This window comes from Sporosarcina sp. NCCP-2222 (assembly GCF_023168145.1).
Taxonomy (GTDB): Bacteria; Bacillota; Bacilli; order Bacillales_A; family Planococcaceae; genus Sporosarcina.
On record NZ_BQYK01000001.1, the window covers coordinates 598,965 to 620,824 of the forward strand.

The window sequence follows — 21,860 nt, forward strand, 5'->3', positions numbered from 1 at the left end:
CGGGTACTCTTCGTTTTCAAAAAAATACTTTTTCCGTATTGTACTTCGCACGGAGAGTATTAATAATATACGTTTCATAAATCTCGCGTTCCATCGGATCTTCCACAAGGATGACAGAGATTTTATTTACTTCACTTCGATGATCTTTGATTGGAGAAACGTTATCCTCCAAATGTTTTTTCACTCGTTGACGCAGTTTTCGTGCCTTTCCTGCAAAAAGTAATTCGTCCTCTCGGTTATAAAAAAGAACGATTCCCCCTTTGTCACGAGGAATTTCATGCAAATCAATAAAACCGCAAATCGGTTTGATTGTTGCTTCGCCAGAGTCCTGCTTCCGTTGGACGATAGTTACATCCGGTTTCGGTATTGTTATGGAAATCATTTGTCCACTTCCTATCCTTTTCTAAACATCTATCTTACCATATCATGCCCTATCCGGACGATTTTTCACCTTATTGTTCTAAGAAACTCCTCATGGCCTGGCAAAACTCAGCCGCTTCTTCGAATGGTTCTAAATTCGATAGCATACCAATAATGACAGGCTTTCTGATTGCTTCCTTCATCAGCTCTTCCTCAATCACCTCAAGACTAATAGTCATATCGGCATTAGCACTATCTCGTTTTAACGCATGCAACTGGCTGGCGAGATCTGCCTTTATGGCAGCTGAGGAGGAACAGCCCGTTTGAAAACCGAATATCGAATCACTATCCAAAAGTGGTTCATTGAGACCATCCACGACGGAATCGATCCGCTCCACCAGATAATCGGAAAGTCTTTTATAATCAAGTTCCACTTTCGTCATAATAATAATTTCAATATATCCTTTCGTCATGCCGTTGACGATGACGAAGAGATCGGGAAGATGAGCGCTGATTGCCTGTCCATAGCGTTCTACAAACAAAGCTTCCTGCAATTCAAAGGCTTTCCGGCGCAGCCGGCTGAGCAGCCTCATCATTTCTTCATTGCCAAGATTCGTCTGTTCTCTCACTTGCATTAATATAAAATCTTTATATTTCTGAATCTCTTCAAATTGAATAACTAAATATTCACTGAGTCTCTCTTGTGAATTAATTTCTTTCTGGAAAACAGTACTGATCCGGTCTACCAGCTTGGATGTAAAATATTCAAAAATAGCGAACAGCAAACTTTCTTTTGATTTAAATGTTAGATAGAAGGAGCCTTTGGATATACCGCACGCATCTGTTATTTCTTGCACTGATGTCGTATCAAAGCCTTTCTTCGCAAAGAGCTCGGAAGCCTTTTCAATTATCATTGTTCGTTTATCCATATGAATTCCTCCCTATGAATCCCTTATTCTCGCCATTTCCATTGACGTCTGACTGACCGGTCAGTTATCATGATAAAGTATTAGTGTCAACTCGTCAAAACTAGAAATGGAGGATCTTATGAATTCAATCATCAATTTTGTCATGCGAAACAAATTGGCCGTTTGGCTTCTTACTATCATTATAACCGTTGCGGGAATTTATTCGGGAATGAAAATGAAGTTAGAGACGATTCCCGACATTACGGTTCCAGTTGTCAGCGTCACAACCATCTACCCTGGCGCGACACCTGAACAAGTGATGAATGAAATTTCGGAGCCTCTTGAAAAAACGGTGAAGAATTTAAAAGGCGTGAAATCCGTAAGCTCCACTTCATACCAAAACGCTTCTTCCATGCAAATCGAGTATAGTTTCGGAACAGATATGAAGGCTGCCGAAGAAGAGGTCAAAGAAGCGATCGGCAATTATCAGCTGCCCGATTCAGCGCCAGAACCGTCTGTTGGCAGAATTAGCATTAATGCTTTTCCAGTAGTCGCTTTAAGCGTTTCAGATAAAAACAAAACGCTCGAGGACTTGACTGCCTTAGTTGAAGATTCCCTTGTGCCGGACTTGGAAGGCATTGATGGAGTTTCCAGTGTGGCTGTATCTGGCCAGCAAATTGAAGAAGTCGTATTGACCTTCGACCAGGAAACGCTAGCTGAAAATAATCTGGATGAAGAAACGGTAAAACAACTGATTAAAGGATCAGACTTAAAAATGCCGCTCGGTCTGTTCAATTTTAACGGTGAAGAGCAATCCGTCGTCGTAGATGGAAAGCTGACAACCATACCAGAATTGGAGAATCTCTTGATTCCTGTAATTCCGAAAGCAACGGGTGCTGCGCAGTCCCCTGCCAGTCAAAGCGCCCCACAAGGAATACCACCTGCCGCGTCGGCTGGCATCCCGACAGTCAAGCTGGGAGACATTGCATCAATTAAGCATGTCGGCAAAGCGGAGTCGATTTCCCGTATGAACGGGAAAGAAGCCATTGCAATCCAAGTTGTCAAATCACAGGATGCCAATACAGTGACTGTCGTTAATGCAGTGAAAGAGATGACGGCTTCATTCCAAGAGGAACACGACGGCCTCTCCATCTCTGTCTCATTGGATCAGGGAGAACCGATTGAACAATCCGTAGAAACGATGCTGAGCAAAGCATTATTTGGAGCGCTATTCGCAGTCATTATTATCATGCTGTTCTTGCGCAATTTCCGATCTACCATCATTTCAATTATCTCGATCCCTATGTCTCTGCTTATCGCAGTATTATTATTGAAAGAACTCGATATTACATTAAATATGATGACACTCGGTGCTATGACGGTCGCCATCGGCCGAGTTATTGATGACTCGATTGTTGTCGTAGAAAATATTTATCGGCGAATGCATCTCTCAACAGAAAAATTGCGGGGCCGTGATTTAATTCGGGAAGCAACAAAAGAAATGTTCAAACCGATTGCATCCTCCACACTTGTCACTGTGGCGGTATTCCTGCCGCTCGGCCTGGTCGGAGGCATGGTAGGAGAATTGTTCCTCCCGTTTGCGCTCACGATTGTCTTTTCTTTATTAGCATCACTTCTCGTTGCCATCACTATTGTGCCAATGCTGGCCCATACATTGTTTAACAAGCAATTAAACGGCAATGTTGGGGTTCATAAAGAACAACATGGCAAAATGGCGAACGGCTACCGAAAAGTCCTGAACTGGACATTAGATCATAAATTGATCACTGTTATTCTATCCTTAGCGCTTCTTGGAGGCAGTCTCTTCTTGGTTCCGCATGTCGGTGTTAGTATGCTGCCGGATGAAGAACAGAAAATGATGTACATTACGTACACGCCTGAACCAGGTGAACCATTGGACACTGTCAATGACAATACCGTCCAAGCGGAAAATTACCTGCTAGATTTGAAAAACGTGGAAAGCGTCCAAGTTTCCGTAGGTGGCGAAAACCCGATGGCACCTGGTGCTTCAAATGGTGCGCTTATGTTCGTAAATTTTAATTCCGATACACCGAACTTCGAAAAAGTAAAAGAGAAAACGATGAATGAGCTGAATAAGCTGTCTGTGAAAGGCGAATGGAAATCTCAGGACTTCGGAGTAAGCGGCTCCAGCAATCAATTGAGCTACTATGTATACGGAGAGCGGCTAGATGAGATTGAACCTGTTGTCAACGACATTGAAACTATCTTATCGTCAAATAAAGATTTGAAGAATACGAAAACAAGCATGTCTCGCACCTATAAGGAATACACTTTGGTCGCTGATCAGGAAAAACTGACTCAATATGGTTTGACGACAGCTCAGGTCGGTATGATTTTATATCCGAATAAACAACAGCAAGTAATTACGAAATTGGAAGACGGCAGAAAATCGATCAATGTTCTGGTCGACGACGCCAAGAAAGAACATAAAACAATCGAGGAACTGCTGGATGAAAAGATTCAAACGCCATTCGGGATAGAAATACCTGTTTCGGAAGTCGTTGAATTGAAAGAAGGCACAACTTCGGATACCGTTTCCCGCCGAGACGGAAAACTGTTCGCAAGCGTGTCGGCAGAAATCGTCACAAAGGATGTATCCAAAGTATCCAAAAATGTAAGTGAAAAAGTCGATAAGCTGCAAATGCCATCTACTGTCAAAATCAAGACAGCTGGCGTCACAGAGGATATTACAGAAGCATTTACGCAACTTGGGCTGGCTATGCTCGCTGCGATTGCTATCGTGTATCTCATCCTTGTTATTACCTTCGGAGGCGGATTAGCCCCATTCGCAATCCTCTTCTCCTTGCCGTTCACAGTAATCGGCGCATTGGTCGGATTGTTGATTGGCGGAGAAACAATCAGTGTTTCCGCAATGATTGGTATGCTGATGTTGATTGGTATCGTTGTAACGAATGCCATTGTATTGATTGACCGAGTCATTAACAAAGAAAAAGAAGGACTGCCTACCCGGGAGGCCATTCTTGAAGCAGGTGCTACAAGACTGCGTCCAATCTTAATGACTGCGTTGGCAACAATCGGCGCATTAATTCCGCTCGCTATTGGAGCTGAAGGAAGCGGCTTGATTTCCAAAGGTCTCGGCATTACAGTTATCGGTGGGCTGACAAGCTCGACACTGCTAACCCTCATATTTGTACCGGTCGTCTTTGAATTCGTAGGCAAGTACCGGAGAAAAAAGGTTAGAAACTAAGTCCATAAATGAACCGCCTGCCGTCAACGACGACAGGCGGTTTTTGCTAGTAGAGAAAAGGGGTTCAGTGTCTCTCACGTAGTGTCATTCATTTCGGCCGTGTTCATATACTGTATGACTCGGTAAGAGTCAGAAGGGAGCTTGGCCACGGAATGGACCTACCTGTTACAGTCATATCACGAAAGCTGGATTCGGATTCAGATAAAATTACGATATCGTATCCAGTCATTATTGAAATGGAAGATGCCATTATTCAACGGAAAATTAATTTCGCCATTATTTCTGTCTATAATGATATACTCATCGAACAAAATTTTTATAATGAAGATTTAGTCGAACTAATTGGATATTTTGAAGTAAAGACAAATGAACGGGGTATCCTAAGCCTCAATCTTATTGTATATTCGTACACAGGTGGCGCACATGGCATGACTATTGTGAAATCTTTAACTTTTTCCACAAAAACAGGCGAACATTATAAATTACAGGATTTGTTTAAAAGCGGCAGCAATTATGTAGAGGTGATCTCCGATATTATCCGTCAACGGATCGATGACTGGGACATCACCTTACTTGATCCGCCTTTCACGAAGATTCGCCCCAACCAGGATTACTACCTGGCAGACACGTCGATCGTCATCTACTTTCAGCTTTATGAAATTTCGCCTTATGCGCAGGGATTCCCATACTTCCCGATTCCGCTCAAAGATTTGGAAAAATTGATAGCCTCAGATAGTCCGTTAGCCAAATTGATAACTTTTACGTGAAAATAGCTGTCATTCGACTCGTCTAACACCGAGTGGATTGACAGCTATTACTTTGTCTTATTTCTTTTACAAGAATAGATCTTGAAAAAAATAAAGGCGAAAAGGAAACAACAAATGGCCACTATCCATCCTGCTTCATTTGTATTGTAATGATCAGATGTCCATTTATTTGATTGCTCAATAACGATTCCGCTTCCCAATTCCGCCAGCTCCTCTGATGCTTCTGCAAGGCGAGCCGTCCTTTGGCAAATGTTTGTTGATAATGTATTTTGCCCATAAAAATCATTGACGATCGCAAAGACGAGATACGATTCTCCCTCTACAAATGGAAAGCCACAATCTCCGTCATCCAAACCTGTTCTAATTACGATTTTGCTTTTTTCATCGCCTTTCCAAACTTCATTCACTTGAAATGTAACCGTCTTACCTCGATTCCAGCTCTTCTTACTTTCAGTGATTCCAACGACCTTCCCGCTAAACACTGCTTTGGCTTCCTCAAGAGCTTGATCAACAGGTGGAGACATGGCACAGGAACAGGCGGACGCCTCTTCTGGTTTATTCCATACAAAGAAAAACAGAATTACGAACAACCAAAGTCCATTCCTTTTCACTTCGATCACTCCCCCATTTAACCCAGTAGACGGTCGGGAACATAGAATGTTACGGAAAAATTTACAAATCCCCTCCCAGATCTTGATCGGCCTCTGCGAGCACGACTCCAATATCTTTATCATGAATAACAACATCCGCGTAATGATCCAGTAAAGTCCGCTCTCTATTCACAATGACCAGTTTGGCGCCATGTTCTTTTGCTAGTAAAGGAAATTGATTGGCAGGCGTGACGGTCAAGGATGACCCAAGGACAATAAACAGATCACACCGCTCCGTTTCGTGTAAAGCTCTTGCAAATGTAGCTTCCGGTAACATTTCGCCGAACAAAACAACGGACGGCCGCAGAGTGCCTCCACAAGAACAATAAAAATGCTCGTCAGAATATCGATCATTTCCATAAACCTGGCCGCATGTTTGACAATGAACCTGTTGAAGAGTCCCGTGCAGTTCCATGCTATTAACAGTTCCCGCCTCCGCATGGAATCCGTCCACATTTTGCGTAATCACTCCTTGAATCAGCCCTCTCCTTTCCCAATCCGCTAAGATAAAGTGTCCTGCATGTGGTTTGCAATCTTGGATGCCCACTACTCGATGTCTGTAAAAGCGGAAAAACTGTTCCACATTTTTATTTAGCGCCTCGGTACTGGCTACCCTGCTGGGATCCTCCTGTTCCCAAAGGCCTGAATTCGAACTACGGAAATCAGGCAGCCCACTTTCTGTAGACATGCCGGCTCCTGTAAAAACGATCGCATGTTTTGAGTCACGAAGTAAAGTTGCAAGCATAATTTATTCATCCTCCTTTTATACTTTAACATTATATGGATAATTTTAAATATTTTATTTCCCGGGAAATCATAAATCTTATTATAAATTGAAATTAATATACATGCCATTTTACTCTATTTTTCAACTAGTTTCTTTCTTAAACATCATTTCAAATTTTGTTGATTGTCATTTTTTGACCTTGCATTATATTTGAATACCTTTTACAATCAAGTGAATAAAAATACATTATAATGAATAACAAAGGAGCAAGTGACATGCAGAGACAGACATCTGAGAACAGCCATCAGTACGCAGGTCAACCTAAAAAGAAACCTCTCCATATTAATGCATTCGTCTTATTATTCCTAGTAGTTCTCCTATCTGCCGCAATGACATACATCATGCCGGCTGGTGAATATGACCGGGTGGAAAAGGATGGGCGGACTCTTGTCGTTCCGAACTCCTTCCACTGGTCAGAATCATCCCCTGTCGGTTTCTTCCATGCGTTTACGAGCTTTCATGAAGGGATGGTCAATGCAGGGGGCATTATTTTCTTCGTCCTTATCATTGGCGGGGCTTTTGGCATTTTAAAAGCAACCGGTGCGCTGGACGCTTTGATTGTAAGTTTGACAAGAAAGCTTGGCAAACGAGAACTATTGCTTATACCAGTCTTAATGCTCTTTTTTGGTGCCGGCGGAACCTTAATGGGTATGGCGGAAGAAACGATTGTCTATATCGCAATCGTCACTCCTCTTGCCATTGCACTTGGTTTTGATGCAATTGTCGGTTTCGCTATTGTATCTGTCGGTGCAAATATCGGATTCATGAGCGCAGTCTTGAATCCCTTTAATATAGGCGTCGCCCAAAGTATAGCCGATCTGCCCACATTCTCCGGAATCGGTCTCCGCATCGTGTTATTCTTCACTTTATACAGTGCAGGCGTCCTATATGTATTTCGTTATGCCAAGAAAGTGAAGACCCATCCTGAACTGAAGTTCACCGGCCATCTTCAAAATGATTCAATCGAAAATGCCGGAAACATGACGAAACTGACGAACCGTCATAAATGGATACTTTCCTTGTTCTTATTTAACTTTATCATCCTTATTTTTGGTGTCATTAAATTAGGCTGGTATATTACAGAAATCGCTGCACTATTTTTGCTATTTGGCGTTGTGATCGGTTTAATTGGCAAATTGGGGCCGAATAAGATGGCGGACAGCTTTATTGACGGAGCAAAAGAACTCATTGGCGGTGCTTTGATTATTGGCTTTGCACAAGCGATTCTTGTTGTCATACAAGACGGAAAGCTGATTGACACTATATTGTTTTATGCATCTTCTGTGCTTGGGGAACTGTCCCCTATTTTGAACGCCATCGGAATGTTTTTGGTCCAGCTGTTCCTCAACTTTCTCGTACCTTCAGGAAGTGGCCAGGCGGCTCTCACCATGCCGATATTAGCACCGCTCTCCGACCTCGTAGGCGTCACGAGACAAACGGCTGTCCTTGCTTTCCAGCTGGGCGATGGCATTTCCAACGCGCTCTTTCCGACATCCGGTGTCCTGCTCGCAGGCCTTGCTGTTGCAGGAATTCCTTTTACAAGGTGGATCAAATGGGTGACTCCACTTATCTGCATACAAATCGTCATTTCGATCATCTTTCTCATCGTGGCACAGCTGATCCACTATGGCCCTTTTTAATCGGTTATAATAATATTATACACTTGGATAGTAAAAGCTTTTAAGCTGCTTCACATTCAAGCCATACTAGATGAGGAGCTTCAAAATGAATAAATTATCACTGGATCAAACGCTGATCGATTGGACGATTGAACAGCGCAGACATTTCCACATGTATCCTGAGTTGTCTGGTCAAGAAGTAGGAACAGCTGCTTATATCAAAGCGAGATTAGCAGAATTCGAAATTCCATTAGTCGATGGCTACTCAGAACCGAATGTCATTGCATTTTTTAAAGGAACAGAAGGAAGCAAAACGATTGCCCTGCGAGCGGATATGGATGCCCTGCCACTTGAGGAGGAAGGAGATAAACCGTATATATCCAAAGTCCCCGGGGTCATGCACGGTTGTGGCCATGACGGGCATACAGCCACATTGCTGGCAGTCGCCAAGTGGATGAGCGAAAATGCGCAGCACATTCGCAATAATATACTGTTCATCTTTCAAAGTTCTGAAGAGGCCTCGCCCAGCGGTGCGAAACAGCTTGTCGAGGAAGGCATCTTAGACGGTGTTGATGTCATTTACGGCATTCATTATATGGCCAACATGCCTCTTGGGAAAATTGGATTTGCCACTGGCCCCGCCATGGCTTCCTGTGATGATTTTGACATCGTCATAGAAGGCAAAGGCGGCCACGGAGGCAGCCCGCACGAGACGGTGGATCCGATCTATATTGCTACACATGTCATACAGGCATTCCAATCAATCGTCAGCCGAAATCTAAATCCCTTGCATGCAGGCGTCATTTCCATAGGCGGACTACAAGCTGGCAATTCCTATAACGTCATTCCGAATAAGGTTTTATTAAAAGGGACCATCCGAGCATTAACATTCGAAGGCGCTACACTCATGCACAGTAAAACAGAGCAATTGACGAAATCCATCTGTGAAAGCTTCGGTGCGGTTGGACATTATCAATTCATCGAGGGAACACCCCCTTTGTATAACCACCCCGAAGCATGTGAGGTGGCGAAGGATATTATCGAGAAAACATTTGGTGAAGATGCCTTTGTAGACTACGAGCCAGTGCTTGGCGCAGAAGACTATGCCTATTACTTGAAGAACAAAGTCGGCGTTTTCATTAATGTCGGCATGCAAAGTGAAAAAAGCCAATACCCGCACCATCATCCGAAATTCGATATCGACGAAGCAGCAATCCCGGCAGGCATCGAATTGATGATCCAATTGGCACTTCATGGATAAGCAGTTTTTTTGTAACGCCTTCGGTTGAAGAAGGGAAAAAAACATTAAATAACAGATCCATCGAGGACACAATTCGTATATGAATTGGTGTCCTCTTTTTTTGATATAGCGAGATTGAAGGTCTCTAGACAACCGGTGCTTTATTATCGCACAAACAATTTGGAACTTTTTGTATTCTAAATCGTATTACTTAATAATAAGAATTATTTTATGGAGGTGTTTTTATGAGAGGCATTCCTATATTAATAATTTTACTGTCTTTAATTATCTCCCTAATGGGATGTAGTTCTAATGTTCAAGGTAGCATGAAAGATTACAAAAACAGTGATGTGGCAGCAATTGTTGGAGACAAAGAAATTACAATAGGTGACTTACGATTTCTGTATTCAGATGATGATGTCTTAAATAACATTGAGGGGATTGTAAAGTTCGAATTAATGCTCCAGGAAGCTAAAAAAATGAATCTAGACATTTCTGAAGACAAAGCTGTTCGGAAAGAAATTATGCTATCTCTTCCTCTTGAAGAAGGAGAGGTAAGAATGCAAGAGTTTATCACATCCCAAGCAGATAAGCTCGGAATGGAAAAAGAAGAATATTACAAGAAGTATGCTGAAATAAGGAGCGAACAAGATTCGTATGTAAATGCCTACATACAAGAAATGGTTGGTGCTGACGGGTATGATGAAGAGAACCTAAAGGAATTTGATAAAAAGGCAAATGACTTTTTGAATGATTTAGTAAAAAAACATGAAAAGGAAATAAAAATACTAATCAAGTAACTATTAATCCTTTTTAAAGCTAAAGGGTGCGTTTGTTAAGTTAGAAATATCGGATTTAAAACGCACATTTCTGTGCGTTTCAGACTGTAGACAAAGTCACTTCGAGATGAATAGAAATGCATAAACTAACCGGCAGGGAGCGCAACTTCGCTTTCCATGGGCTTGGCTTCAGCCTCCTCGTCACTTCGTTCCTGTGGGGTCTTCAGCTCAAGCTATTCCCATAGGAGTCTACGTTGCGCTCCCTGCCTTTAATATAATTTCTTTATGATTAAGTAAATATGAAAGTTCCTTTAACTTCCTATATACAAGGTTCATCATTTTAATTATTACTAACATAACTTGTTAGCAGAACATCCGTTGATTGGAGCGGAAGGCGGCGACTCCTGGGGGATGAGCGGGACAGGTGAGACCCCACAGGAAGCGCAGCGGACGAGGAGGCTCACCGCCCGCCCCCCGGAAAGCGACCGCCAGAAGCGGAAATCAACTTTATTAAGAATCTTATGTGAGCAACAGTTGCTTATTATTTTTATACGCGACAACAATTAATATGCTTTTGTCTACGCTCTGAAACGCACATTTCTGTGCGTTTTTTTATGTTGATTTTGATAGAACAAAGTACTTGTGGATTAGGTTTCTAACTTACAGTATGTTGTTTTCACGTTTTCTCTCGTTAAGCGAACTCGTAATGGCATTGTTATTTGTTGGTTCACGTTAAGGACTTTGCCAGCTAGTGGTTCTCTCTGGTATGGCTGAATAAAGAGATTATAACGCCATACTCCCCGATGGTTTGAACCTCTCGTTTATCATTCCAACCTCTCGTATATTTCATCAACCGCTCGTAAATCATTCCAATCTCTCGTATATTTCATCAACCGCTCGTAAATCATTCCAACCTCTCGTATATTTCGTCAACCGCTCGTAATTCTCCGTGACCGCTCGATTATGCAAGGAAACCTCTCGTATCTGCTTGCGGAACCGCTCGCTTCATTTAATAGCAAGTTAATACTTTTTTAGCATACTTGATTAACCAAGCGACCCTTCTCCTCCATGCCGTCTATCTATTTTAAAACAAGCATCTTTCTTACGGTTCACTCATCTCTCAGGTAGAATAAAAAGAATAAATAAGGAGTTGTCGCATGTGAAACGGACATTGGTAATAAGTGATATTCATGGAGAGATTACAGCTTTCAATCAATTATTGAGTGAGATTAATTATGAGCCTGGCACCGATCAGCTGATTCTCCTCGGTGATTATGTAGATCGGGGGGAAGATTCAAAAGCGGTGTTGGACAAAGTGATGCAGCTTCGCGAGCTTGGCGCGATTGTCCTCAAGGGAAACCATGAAGATATGATGATTAAAGCATTAACGAGTGGAGAAGAACGGCCATGGCGTCATTGGGTGGACCGGAATGGAGGAAATGAAACATTGCGCAGCTACGGCTTTCGCGAAGAGGAGTATATCGTTTCTCCCGATCTACCGTTTGAGCAGCCTCAACTTTCCTCGGATGCACTGAAGAAGCATCTTGAGTTCATCTGCTCTTTAGACATTTATATAGAACTAGACGATTTCATCTTCGTGCATGCAGGCGTTCATCCTGAAACGCCTATCCATGAGACGGAGGAAAGGGATTTTCTCTGGATTCGCGATCCTTTCCATAATGGCTATAGTGGTGAAAAAAAGGTAGTGTTCGGACACACTCCAACCAAGTATTTATATAAAGATGATACTAACCACTCCATTTTTTTGGGGGAGAATAATATTATTGGAATTGATGGTGGTGCTGTATATGGCGGCCAGTTGAATTGTCTGGAACTGCCCGGTCTCACTCCTTATTCCGTAAAATTAATATCTGAAGAGCCCTCAGAATAAAATTGACTTACATAAGAAAAACCGGTGCCTATAAAAGCACCGGTTTTTCCATTATTCCACTTTTGCTTCTCTCTTAGACTTCTTATTCGCTTTCTTCTTCACTGCTTTTTCAATGTGTTCGAATCGCCGAATGTCGGTCGGCCGAACGGTGATCGGTTCCTTTTTCAGCAATTTCATCATGGAGAACACGAGCAGCAGCAAAAAGAGTGTGAATGGCAAGGCCGAAACGAGCGACGCGGTCTGCAGCGCTTCCAAGCCGCCAGCATATAGCAGCACCGCTGCAATAGCTGACATCAAAAAGCCCCAAACGACTTTGACAATCAATGGTGGAAACAGATTCCCCTTCGTTGTCATACTCGCTAAAATGTAAGTCGCGGAATCCGCGGAAGTTACGAGAAATGTAAAGATCAAGATAATTGCCAGCACAGAAAGCACGTTTGTGAATGGCATATGCTTAAATGTTTCAAATACAGCTGATGTGACCTCGGCATCTACAGCTTCCGCAATATGCGTGCCGTTGTTCAAATCATTATAGAGAGCAGTCCCCCCTAACGTTGCGATCCACATACAGGCAAACACTGGCGGAATGACCATGACGCCTGCAATAAATTCTCGGATCGTCCGCCCTTTGGATACGCGGGCAACAAATGCACCGACAAATGGAGACCAGGCGATTGTCCAAGCCCAGTAGAAGATGGTCCACTCTTGGACCCACGTTCCTCCCTGATAGGGTTGGAGGCGTAAACTATAACGAATGAAATTATTAATATAATCCCCGATCGCCAATGTGAAGCTCTCCAGGATAAACACTTTTGGTCCGACAATGAAGAAGAATGCAAGCAGGACAAGCGCCATTCCTAGATTAAAGTTTCCTAAATAGGCAATCCCTTTACTTAAACCTGTAGATGCCGAGAGCATATAAGCTACAAATACAACAAAGATAATGAGCAATTGAATGAGAAATGTATTTTTGACTGGAAAAACATATTCCAATCCGCCGCCCATTTGCAGGACACCCATTCCGACAGATGTCGCGATACCCATGACGGTTGCGATGACTGCAAAGGAATCAATCCCCGTCTTCACGATTTTATTTGAACCGACGAGCGGCTCCATTGCAGTTGATATTAAACCATCCTTTTTCTTTCGAAACTGTAGAAATCCAATAACGAGTCCGACGATGCCAAAAATAGCCCACTGAGAGATTCCCCAATGGAAAAACGAATACCCCATTGCGACACGAGCCGAATCCACTGTCTTAGACTCCACTCCAGTTAATGGCGAGGTAAAATAATGGCTCATTGGTTCGGCGACACCCCAGAAAACGAGGCCCACCCCAAATCCGGCAGAGAACAGCATGCCAATCCATGTGAAGAAAGGATAATCGGGCCGTTCATCATCTCCGCCAAGACGGATTGCGCCATATTTGCTTATTGCCAGACCCGCCAAAAATAGAATGACAATAAACACTGCCAACAAATAAAACCACCCAAATTTTGCTGTAGTAAAACCGTATAACACATTGGCCACATTACCAAATTGTTCGGGCATGATTGCCCCCAAGACGGCCAGCACCAAAATGACGACTGCCGAAATGGAAAACACCGGGTTCTTCAAAAATCTTCTGTCCAAAACTAAATCGACTCCTATAGATTGATTGTCTTTCCTATACCCTAAATACAAGCCGACTAACGTAAAATTTCAATAAAAATACCATTCATCCGAAAATGAATGGCAGATACCTTATTTAGGAGAAGCTGAAACTGCGGCACCGACTTTTTGATCCTTCGGCAAACCGAGCCCCACCAGGCCGATAAATGGAAGAAACGAAGCAAGAATCATTGTTTGATAAACACCGATTGTATCCATCAGCATACCAATGCCAACCGCGCCAAGAGCTCCCATGCCAAATGACAAACCAACTGTCAAACCCGCCATCGTCCCAATCTTGCTTGGCACGAGTTCTTGCGCGTAGATGACAGTAACTGAGAAACTAAGCATAATGAAGAAACCGATTCCGATGAGAAGCAGGGATACGGCCCAAAGCGGAGCGTAGGGCAGTAATAGACATAGCGGAAGCGGAGCAAGCAATGATAGGACAATGACCTTCTTGCGGCCAATTCGGTCTGCCATCGGACCTCCGAAAAATGTTCCTGCTGCTCCTAATGCCATGAAGAGGAATATGTATAGCTGTCCCGATTCAATTTTCAAATTGTAATGATCAATTAAGTGAAATACATAAAAACTCGTAATCGTTGTCACATAAAAAGAACGGGCAAAAATGATGATGAACAATAACGTTAAGGCGGTTCCTACTTGTTTGCTTGTCAATTTTCCGATGGTGCTCAGAACTACTTTTTTACGCTTTGCTTTTTTCTCCTGATCCAGCTGTTCTTTATACCATCTCGATATTCTCGTTAATATGTAAATGCCTAGTGCAGCAACCAAAATAAAGACCGCCGCCCCGATTTGCCCAAGCGGAACAAGAATGAAGGCGCTGATTAAGGGGGCTAACGCCTGCCCGGAATTCCCGCCGACTTGGTAGATCGATTGGGACAATCCGCGTTTATTGCCTGCGGCCAAAAAAGAAACCCGTGATCCTTCCGGATGGAAAACCGCTGATCCTAATCCGAGCACAATGACAGAAAGTAAAATGAGAGCGTAGCTTGGGGCAAAGGCTAATCCGGCCATGCCAAGCATGGAAAAGGTCATTCCAATCGGAAGTGCATAAGGCATTGGTTTACGATCACTGAAATAACCAACAACCGGCTGCAACACCGAAGCAACCATATTCAAACAGAAAAATATGAAGCCAAGCTGTGTAAAGCTGAGACCCCTTTCCTGCTCTAGCACAGGGAACATGGCCGGAATGACGGACTGTAATGTATCGTTCAATAAATGACAGCCCCCAATTGCAAACATGATGGGATATACAGGTAAATGGCTGTTTACTTCCTTGGTCGTCATAATTTGAAATCAACCTCCTTTATACTGAATGTACTTTTCAGTATACATGACTTGTTCCTACATTTGGAGACGAGATCCTCCGTTTAAATTGTGCAGATTACTGGGTACACTACCTGTAAACTCAGGTAGAAAGGATGAAACCATTGGGATTTATCAGTAGCGCGTCTCTCGCCTCTCTGATGCCTGCCGCCATGCTATTGATCACTATTGAAATTGTAATTGCAAGCTACAAAGCATTTGCCTCGGAATGGACAAAGACTCTGGCCATTGGCAATTTCATCATTAACTTGCTTTGGATTTGCCTCATTTCCATATTCGTCATAAATCCTGCGATCATCCAACATGCCGTCGCTTCCTTTTTCGCCTCCATTTTTCAAAAAGCTCCAGAGGATATTTACGGACAAGTCCGGTGGATTATTATCGGTATTGGTCTCGCAACGATAGTGACGACCGCTATTGATGCTTTCGCGGGTTTCCGGAAACACGAAAAAAGTGATCCATCAATATGATGATCACTTTTTTTGATAGGCCACAATGCAGCTGGCTGTAATTCCTATTGTAGTGACGGTTGCCAAAGATAATCCAAGCCGTGCATGGCTGAGAAGCATGGTGCCAATTGACACAATGATGACATCAAAACAAAGAATCATCAGTGCAGGATTCATGGATAACTTTTTAGCAGCCATTTGTGCCAATAGGTCTGTCCCGCCGATACTTATATCCTTCCTTAACATGAGACCAGCTCCCATACCAATACAGACTCCCGCTGTAAAAGCACCCAGCCATGGATTCATCTTGTCGCTCAGACCCGCTTCTCTAAGCGGCATAAGCATATCGATAATGACAGAGGAACATAACAGGCCGTGTATCCCATTATAGAAAAATGGCCTGTACAAAAACCATGCCGCAATAAAAATCGGAATGCTAATCAGCAAAAATGTTAATCCAACTTTAACGTTCAATATGTAGTGAAGGATTAAACTAATACCCAAAGCGCCGCCCTCTAAAAATCCGAAGGGTACGAGAAACAGATTGATTCCAATCGAGATAAATAGACATCCGATTCCTACGGCCGTTGCTTTCCTTATAAATTCCACTATTTCCCCACCTAACTTTCGTCTGTTAGATGTATATGATAGTCATGCCGAAAGTATCAAACTTTCCTGCCAAATTGGTTTGTAATCATTCTATCTCACCTTGAATTCATGCTGATTTGCCGTGTTTTTAAAAAATTCTGCTGTTGTTTGTTATGCTCATTCCTTTACCAGCCAACATTGATGTAAGTTCCGCTGCCCATGTTTAACCAATTTGTCAGCGGGAAGAGATGGGTGGAGAGAATAATACAACATGGAGGTGCTTCAAATGGCAAAAGTGGCTGTAGAAAACCCATTTACTGATGTCAAACAAGCATTGGAGGAAAAAGGCTACCAAGTAGAAATGTTTGAAAGCGACGAGAATGTAAACGGGTGCGATATTGGTGTCGTCCGTGCTTTAGGAGATGTCAACGTCGATCAGTTTGACTTCCCTGTCGTCAGCGTGGAAGGACGTTCAGTCCAAGATATCGTTGACAGTGTGGAAGAACGGTTGAATCGATAATTCGGCCGTACCTGTAGGTATGGAAACGATTAGTATATTCCGGACATAAAAAAGCGGCGAAACCGTGTAGTTTCTGCCGCTTTTTCATGTTTCTCATATGTCTATGAAACTGCGCTGTCCTCTTCTTTTTCTGTGCCTGCCACCACAACCGCAGCAGAAGCATCCCCAATAATATTGACAGAAGTTCTCATCATATCGAGGACCCGATCGATTCCAGCAATTAAAGCGATCCCTTCCAGCGGCATATTTACTGAACTTAGCACCATGGCGAGCATGATCATGCCCGCTCCAGGTACTCCTGCAGTTCCGATCGATGCAAGAATGGTAATGAGAACAACAGTCAGCAGCTGAACAAAGGAGAGCTCCAATTGGAAAAATTGGGCGATAAAAATAACTGCGACGCCTTGATAAATAGCTGTGCCGTCCATATTGATTGTGGCACCTAGAGGCAGGACAAAACTCGAGATTTTTTTCGGTACGCCTAAGTTTTCATTCGTATTTTTGATCGTCACCGGCAAAGTTCCAGCACTGCTGGCCGTACTGAAAGCGACAAGTGCAGCTGGCGATATTCCCTTGAAGAACGTGAGCGGGCTCATTTTCGCAAATGCCTTCACTGCTGTGGAATAGACGATCAATGCGTGCAAGATACAGGCAAGATAAACCGCGACAATTACCTTGAGCAATGGAAGAAGCACGGACAAACCGTATTGGCCGACAACTGGAGCAAGAAGGCCAAGAATCCCGATTGGTGCTACCTTCATAACAATCCCTGTTATTTTGTACATGACCTCGGAAAATCCTTCAAAGAATCGGTAGACCGGCTGTGCCTTTTCCCCTACCAGCGTAATCGCCAGTCCAATGAATAAAGCAAAAAAGATGATCTGTAGAATATTGCCTGATGCGAGAGCGGAAAACGGATTATCGGGCACGATATTCAATAATGTCGTAATAGCACTCTGCGGTTCCTGTGTAGCCGCTTCCGGCGCAACAAGTCCTTCCGAATCAAGTGACACTCCTTTTCCAGGAGAAATAATAAATGCGATAAGCAGGCCGATCAAAATAGCAATCGCCGTTGTTGCCAAGTAATATACCATTGTTTTGAGTCCAATCCGTCCCAGCTGTTTAGGATCAGATGAGCTTGCGACTCCTACAACAAGCGTCGATAAAATGAGCGGAGCAATGATGAATTTTATTAAACGCAGAAATAAATCACCGAACGGCTTTAAAAAATTGATATTCTCCCCGAACAGACTTCCCAGCAGAACGGCCAGAACAAATGCAATGAATATTTGTGTCATGAGCGTAAACTTGATCTTCATCCCCATCCCCTTTCAAAAATTTCAGATCACTACATCTTATACAAGTCCCACTGCCTTCATGAATGCTCAATTAAGGATTTTGGCGCTTTACAAAACAAAAGATCGCAGGAACCCGCTCGTAGGCGATGTCCTCTGCGATCTTATTTATTGTTTAGAAAAACCTACCGACAATCGGATAGTTGTATGTTTCACCATTCAACGCCTTAATAATGCCCAGAACCGGAACAATGATCGTTGCCAATCCAAAAGCGATGAGCAGCGGAATTCCGATCAAAACAAAGCTTAAGATTATCGAAACGGTTATAGCAAATCCCATCATAACCTGGAACAACAAGGCTTGAATGGACAACCTCTTTATTTCATGATCATCAACAACTAGATAGAGGATGAATGGAACTAAAAAAGGTGCAAAAAATGCGCTGGCGTGAACTAATACTTTTAGACCTGTGTTTTCCACAGTAGCACCTCCATTTTCTTTTACTTTCTATCTTTTATACGGGTAAAGAAAATAAAGGTTTCATCACTCTATTGATTTTCCACTAATTTTTTATACGTATTGTTGACGACGGCCGCATCGAACGACTGAACCGGATCATCTTCCAAGCCATAAGCCTCTTTTAATTCCAAGATCCGTCGTACACTCTCATTCAAGCGTTCCTCGGAAATGGCACCTGAAGCAACTGACTTGTTGAACAACTGTATTGTCTTCAATTGTTCATCCTCATCGCCAGCGATGAGCAGCACATCACTTCCTGCTAAAAAGGATTGCAATGCTGCTTCGGAAACCGAATGGTCATTCGTTATCGCGCCCATTGTCAAATCATCCGTAATGATAACACCTTGAAAACCCATTTGCTCACGCAGCAGATCGCTAATGATGCTGCTGGACATGGAAGCTGGCCATTTGGAATCTAAAGCAGGGTATACGACATGCGCCACCATGACAACATCCGCACCCTTGTCTATGGCTTGTTGGAATGGCAGTAATTCAGTCTGCTTCAATTCTTCAAGACTCTTTTCGACAACTGGCAAGGAGTGATGCGAATCGACTGCTGTATCCCCATGCCCTGGAAAGTGCTTAATGACAGGAATGACACCATGGTCTTTCATGCCGTTCATCGTCTCGATACCTAAATCAGCAACAACTTGTGCACTACTCGCATATGCGCGGTCACCGATGACCGGATTGGCTGGATTGCTGTGAACATCTAGCACTGGTGCATAATTCATATTGTACCCAAAAGACTGTAGCAGCTCCGCCAAATACTCGCCTGTCCGATAATTGTACGCTCCATTCTGCCTTTGCCCCACCTTTTGTGCAGAAGGGAGTTTCCGGATTCCTTTCGGCAATCTGGATACACGGCCGCCCTCTTCGTCAACTGAAAGGAATAAAGGGATTTGATTCACTTGATTAGCAGCTTTCGCCTCATTTAATACAGCTACCATATGATCAGCCGTTGACACATTCCTGCCTAACAGAATAAGACCGCCTATATGATGTTTTTGTATCATTTCTTTCAATTGCGGCGAAAAACTTTTGCTTTCGAATCCAAAAATAAATAATTGACCAAGTTTCTCTTCGACTGTCATTTGTTCTAATAAACTTTCAATCGCATCGACATTAGGGATAGTAAAATCGCTTGGCATACTACGTTCCTCAAGAAATACCGTGTTTGTACGGCTGGATGATGATGCATCTTCCTTTCCTACAGAACAGCCTGAAAGAAGCAAGACAAATGCCAGAAATAAAATCAGCCATTTTCTCATGAATCAATTCCAGAAATTTTTGGCTGTCTCGACCGATTGAACACTCACTTTTCCTTTGACAAATGGAGGTGGACAGTGTTTATTATGTTCGGCGATCTTTTCATTGACCTGCTGAATCCTCTCCTGCATATCGAGTGAAGCATCCTGCTTCATTTGAAAGGAAATGTCGTTTAATTCATCACGTATTTCATGCTGCAACTTGAGCCAATGGGGTTTGTATCCTGCATCCTTTGCGATTTTCTGAAAGTGCTGGAATGTATCACCCGAAAAGTATTCCTTAGAGAGCGGCTTGCCCTGCCCTTTTAAATTTTCCATTCCGCCGTCATCCGTATGCCGCTTTAGTATATCTCCAATCAAATCGTTGTACTTTGGGGTTACATAATCATCTGCCATCTTCACGGCCTCCCTTAGTCGATTTTAATGAGCTCCTTCGCTCCGCTTGAATAATCCAGTTTCATTTGCTCCAGCTCCAACTTCATTTTTTCCGTTTCAATAATGAAGTTCTGCTGCTTTAATTTTTCCAGTTCAATTTCCTGTCGAACGATATCTGCCTTGAATTTAATTGCTTTTTGTTTATGGTCTGTGATGATCGCCGTGATGGGGACACACATTACAACCGCTACAATTCCTAAAACATATAACATCACCATGTCTTTCACCTATACCTTTACTTTTTATTCTGTAATTCATTTCCGGCTATTTCGTCATTTTACCGAAGAACAGCAGTACTTCCTTTACGGGGAAACCATGATAATCGTTTCATCACGATGTTTAGGAAAAGCATATTACTTCGCTGTAAAAGAAGCCGGCATCACGACACCAACTACTTCACCCGTTGCACACAGTTCCTCTCCAGCAAATACTTGTACTTCCACCTTAAACTTCTTCGGATGGATTTCTTCTACTGTTCCCACTGCCTTTAATTCAACATGCTGGGGCGTCGGCTTGCGATAGTTCACCTGCAATGAAGCAGTTACAAAGCGAGGGACTTCCGCACCATCTCCTGGCTCATGTCCATTTTTACGATGCAGTGCGAGTGCACAAGAACCGGTTCCATGACAGTCAATTAAGGAAGCGATCAACCCGCCATATACAAAACCGGGTATCGCAATATGTTTCTCTTCCGGATCATAATATGTGACCGTTTGTTCCCCATCCCAACCGGTCCTGAAATGATAACCATCTTTATTTAATCGCCCACAGCCAAAACACCAGGCAAAATCGTCTGGATATTCATCCTGGATTGCCTTATTCATTTCCGTATTCATGAACATTCCTCCCTTTAGTCGTCTAATTTCTTTTAATTATAACACTACTCTACCGATTACTTTGCAAAGATTTTATGGCACTGGCATTTACTAGCTGTCTAAAAAATTTCTGCATGCTCCGCATTTGCACCTGACCATTAATGTTTTGCCTCTCTGTCACATAGCATATGTACTATTCCAAAGTATTGCGGCATGCGTATACTAAACAAACGACTCCAGGAGGAAATGGTTATGAAGACAAGAGCTGTACTGTTACTCGCACTTGTAATCGCAGGGGCGTATGCAATGTTTGATGAAATTAATGCGTATAATGAAAGACGTTTCGAGGATTTGCTTCAGTCGATGGATGTGGAGTTCCAGTCACTGGTTTTCACGACTCCCCCCATCTTCGGTGCTCCTGCTAAAACATGGGTCATCGACGATGAGTATGAAGTAGACCAGCTGCTTCAATTCTTGCAGGACTATCGTGTCCAAAAGCTAAAACCTGAAGAAATCACACTACAAGATGACATAGAGGAGTTTAATATCATTCTGAAAGATGGGACTGGGAATACGATCACCATCGTTGTAAATGAAAATCTCATCATCCAGAACTCCATGCTGTACTACAGAATTGTCGATGGACCGCTAGATGGTGATTGGATTGTCCGCTTCATCGCCTCTAACCGTTCATAAAGATAGAAGAGAAGATG

The 21,860-nt window shown here is 43.0% G+C and carries 22 protein-coding genes; 9 read left to right on the top strand and 13 right to left on the bottom strand.

Annotated features, from left to right (window positions below; translation table 11 throughout):
• Positions 1-16 precede the first annotated feature (16 nt).
• Both NCCP2222_RS03105 and NCCP2222_RS03110 read right to left on the bottom strand, forming a co-directional pair.
• Complete coding sequence (locus NCCP2222_RS03105) at positions 17-382, bottom strand: nucleotide excision repair endonuclease (protein ID WP_238080194.1); 366 nt, start codon at positions 380-382, stop codon at positions 17-19.
• Between the two features lie 70 nt (positions 383-452).
• Positions 453-1,289 (bottom strand): TetR/AcrR family transcriptional regulator, encoded by an 837-nt coding sequence (locus NCCP2222_RS03110; RefSeq protein ID WP_248509515.1) that lies wholly within the window; start codon positions 1,287-1,289, stop codon positions 453-455.
• 118 nt (positions 1,290-1,407) lie between these two features.
• Between NCCP2222_RS03110 and NCCP2222_RS03115 the strand changes: the two genes are divergently transcribed.
• Positions 1,408-4,518, top strand: coding sequence for an efflux RND transporter permease subunit (locus NCCP2222_RS03115; RefSeq protein WP_248509517.1), 3,111 nt, complete (start codon positions 1,408-1,410; stop codon positions 4,516-4,518).
• Between the two features lie 152 nt (positions 4,519-4,670).
• Entirely contained in the window at positions 4,671-5,285 is a 615-nt protein-coding gene (locus NCCP2222_RS03120) for a DUF3298 and DUF4163 domain-containing protein (protein ID WP_248509519.1), read from the top strand.
• Positions 5,286-5,332: 47 nt separating this feature from the next.
• On the opposite strand, the gene NCCP2222_RS03125 is transcribed toward NCCP2222_RS03120, so the two are convergent.
• Positions 5,333-5,896, bottom strand: coding sequence for a hypothetical protein (locus NCCP2222_RS03125; protein ID WP_248509521.1), 564 nt, complete (start codon positions 5,894-5,896; stop codon positions 5,333-5,335).
• A gap of 61 nt (positions 5,897-5,957) precedes the next feature.
• Positions 5,958-6,680, bottom strand: a complete 723-nt coding sequence (locus NCCP2222_RS03130) for an NAD-dependent deacylase (RefSeq protein WP_248509528.1) — start codon at positions 6,678-6,680, stop codon at positions 5,958-5,960.
• A gap of 257 nt (positions 6,681-6,937) precedes the next feature.
• Here NCCP2222_RS03130 and NCCP2222_RS03135 point away from each other — a divergent pair, with 257 nt between their 5' ends.
• The 4 genes from NCCP2222_RS03135 to NCCP2222_RS03150 all read left to right on the top strand — a co-directional run bounded on the left by NCCP2222_RS03135 (position 6,938) and on the right by NCCP2222_RS03150 (position 12,251).
• Positions 6,938-8,362, top strand: a complete 1,425-nt coding sequence (locus tag NCCP2222_RS03135; protein ID WP_248509529.1) for a YfcC family protein — start codon at positions 6,938-6,940, stop codon at positions 8,360-8,362.
• An 85-nt stretch (positions 8,363-8,447) separates the two neighbouring features.
• Positions 8,448-9,602 carry a M20 metallopeptidase family protein gene (locus NCCP2222_RS03140; protein ID WP_248509530.1) on the top strand — a complete coding sequence of 385 codons (1,155 nt, stop codon included), beginning with the start codon at positions 8,448-8,450 and terminating at the stop codon, positions 9,600-9,602.
• A gap of 224 nt (positions 9,603-9,826) precedes the next feature.
• Positions 9,827-10,381, top strand: coding sequence for a hypothetical protein (locus tag NCCP2222_RS03145; protein ID WP_248509531.1), 555 nt, complete (start codon positions 9,827-9,829; stop codon positions 10,379-10,381).
• 1,138 nt (positions 10,382-11,519) lie between these two features.
• Positions 11,520-12,251: a metallophosphoesterase family protein gene (locus NCCP2222_RS03150; protein ID WP_248509532.1), complete on the top strand. Its 732-nt coding sequence runs from the start codon at positions 11,520-11,522 to the stop codon at positions 12,249-12,251.
• A gap of 51 nt (positions 12,252-12,302) precedes the next feature.
• On the opposite strand, the gene NCCP2222_RS03155 is transcribed toward NCCP2222_RS03150, so the two are convergent.
• Both NCCP2222_RS03155 and NCCP2222_RS03160 read right to left on the bottom strand, forming a co-directional pair.
• Entirely contained in the window at positions 12,303-13,883 is a 1,581-nt protein-coding gene (locus NCCP2222_RS03155) for a BCCT family transporter (RefSeq protein ID WP_248509534.1), read from the bottom strand.
• A gap of 111 nt (positions 13,884-13,994) precedes the next feature.
• A complete protein-coding gene (locus tag NCCP2222_RS03160; protein WP_248509536.1) occupies positions 13,995-15,218 on the bottom strand; it encodes an MFS transporter in 1,224 nt (407 codons plus the stop codon).
• Positions 15,219-15,361: 143 nt separating this feature from the next.
• Between NCCP2222_RS03160 and NCCP2222_RS03165 the strand changes: the two genes are divergently transcribed.
• Positions 15,362-15,727, top strand: a complete 366-nt coding sequence (locus tag NCCP2222_RS03165) for a hypothetical protein (protein ID WP_248509537.1) — start codon at positions 15,362-15,364, stop codon at positions 15,725-15,727.
• 3 nt (positions 15,728-15,730) lie between these two features.
• Here NCCP2222_RS03165 and NCCP2222_RS03170 read toward each other — a convergent pair whose 3' ends face one another.
• The gene (locus NCCP2222_RS03170) at positions 15,731-16,315 is read right to left on the bottom strand and encodes a YitT family protein (protein WP_248509539.1); all 585 of its coding nucleotides are present in this window, start codon (positions 16,313-16,315) and stop codon (positions 15,731-15,733) included.
• A gap of 265 nt (positions 16,316-16,580) precedes the next feature.
• Here NCCP2222_RS03170 and NCCP2222_RS03175 point away from each other — a divergent pair, with 265 nt between their 5' ends.
• Entirely contained in the window at positions 16,581-16,814 is a 234-nt protein-coding gene (locus NCCP2222_RS03175) for a YkuS family protein (RefSeq protein ID WP_238080209.1), read from the top strand.
• Between the two features lie 101 nt (positions 16,815-16,915).
• Here the strand turns inward: NCCP2222_RS03175 and NCCP2222_RS03180 are convergent, their stop codons facing one another.
• The 6 genes from NCCP2222_RS03180 to NCCP2222_RS03205 all read right to left on the bottom strand — a co-directional run bounded on the left by NCCP2222_RS03180 (position 16,916) and on the right by NCCP2222_RS03205 (position 21,168).
• Positions 16,916-18,127, bottom strand: a complete 1,212-nt coding sequence (locus NCCP2222_RS03180) for a dicarboxylate/amino acid:cation symporter (RefSeq protein ID WP_375709158.1) — start codon at positions 18,125-18,127, stop codon at positions 16,916-16,918.
• Positions 18,128-18,284: 157 nt separating this feature from the next.
• The gene (locus tag NCCP2222_RS03185) at positions 18,285-18,590 is read right to left on the bottom strand and encodes a DUF4870 domain-containing protein (protein WP_248509544.1); all 306 of its coding nucleotides are present in this window, start codon (positions 18,588-18,590) and stop codon (positions 18,285-18,287) included.
• A 68-nt stretch (positions 18,591-18,658) separates the two neighbouring features.
• A complete protein-coding gene (gene nagZ / locus NCCP2222_RS03190; RefSeq protein WP_248509545.1) occupies positions 18,659-19,900 on the bottom strand; it encodes a beta-N-acetylhexosaminidase in 1,242 nt (413 codons plus the stop codon).
• A gap of 3 nt (positions 19,901-19,903) precedes the next feature.
• The gene (locus NCCP2222_RS03195; RefSeq protein WP_248509546.1) at positions 19,904-20,293 is read right to left on the bottom strand and encodes a DnaJ family domain-containing protein; all 390 of its coding nucleotides are present in this window, start codon (positions 20,291-20,293) and stop codon (positions 19,904-19,906) included.
• A 14-nt stretch (positions 20,294-20,307) separates the two neighbouring features.
• A complete protein-coding gene (locus NCCP2222_RS03200) occupies positions 20,308-20,550 on the bottom strand; it encodes a hypothetical protein (protein ID WP_309295940.1) in 243 nt (80 codons plus the stop codon).
• 135 nt (positions 20,551-20,685) lie between these two features.
• Complete coding sequence (locus tag NCCP2222_RS03205) at positions 20,686-21,168, bottom strand: PaaI family thioesterase (protein ID WP_248509547.1); 483 nt, start codon at positions 21,166-21,168, stop codon at positions 20,686-20,688.
• Between the two features lie 231 nt (positions 21,169-21,399).
• Between NCCP2222_RS03205 and NCCP2222_RS03210 the strand changes: the two genes are divergently transcribed.
• Positions 21,400-21,843, top strand: a complete 444-nt coding sequence (locus NCCP2222_RS03210; RefSeq protein WP_248509548.1) for a hypothetical protein — start codon at positions 21,400-21,402, stop codon at positions 21,841-21,843.
• Positions 21,844-21,860: the final 17 nt, after the last annotated feature.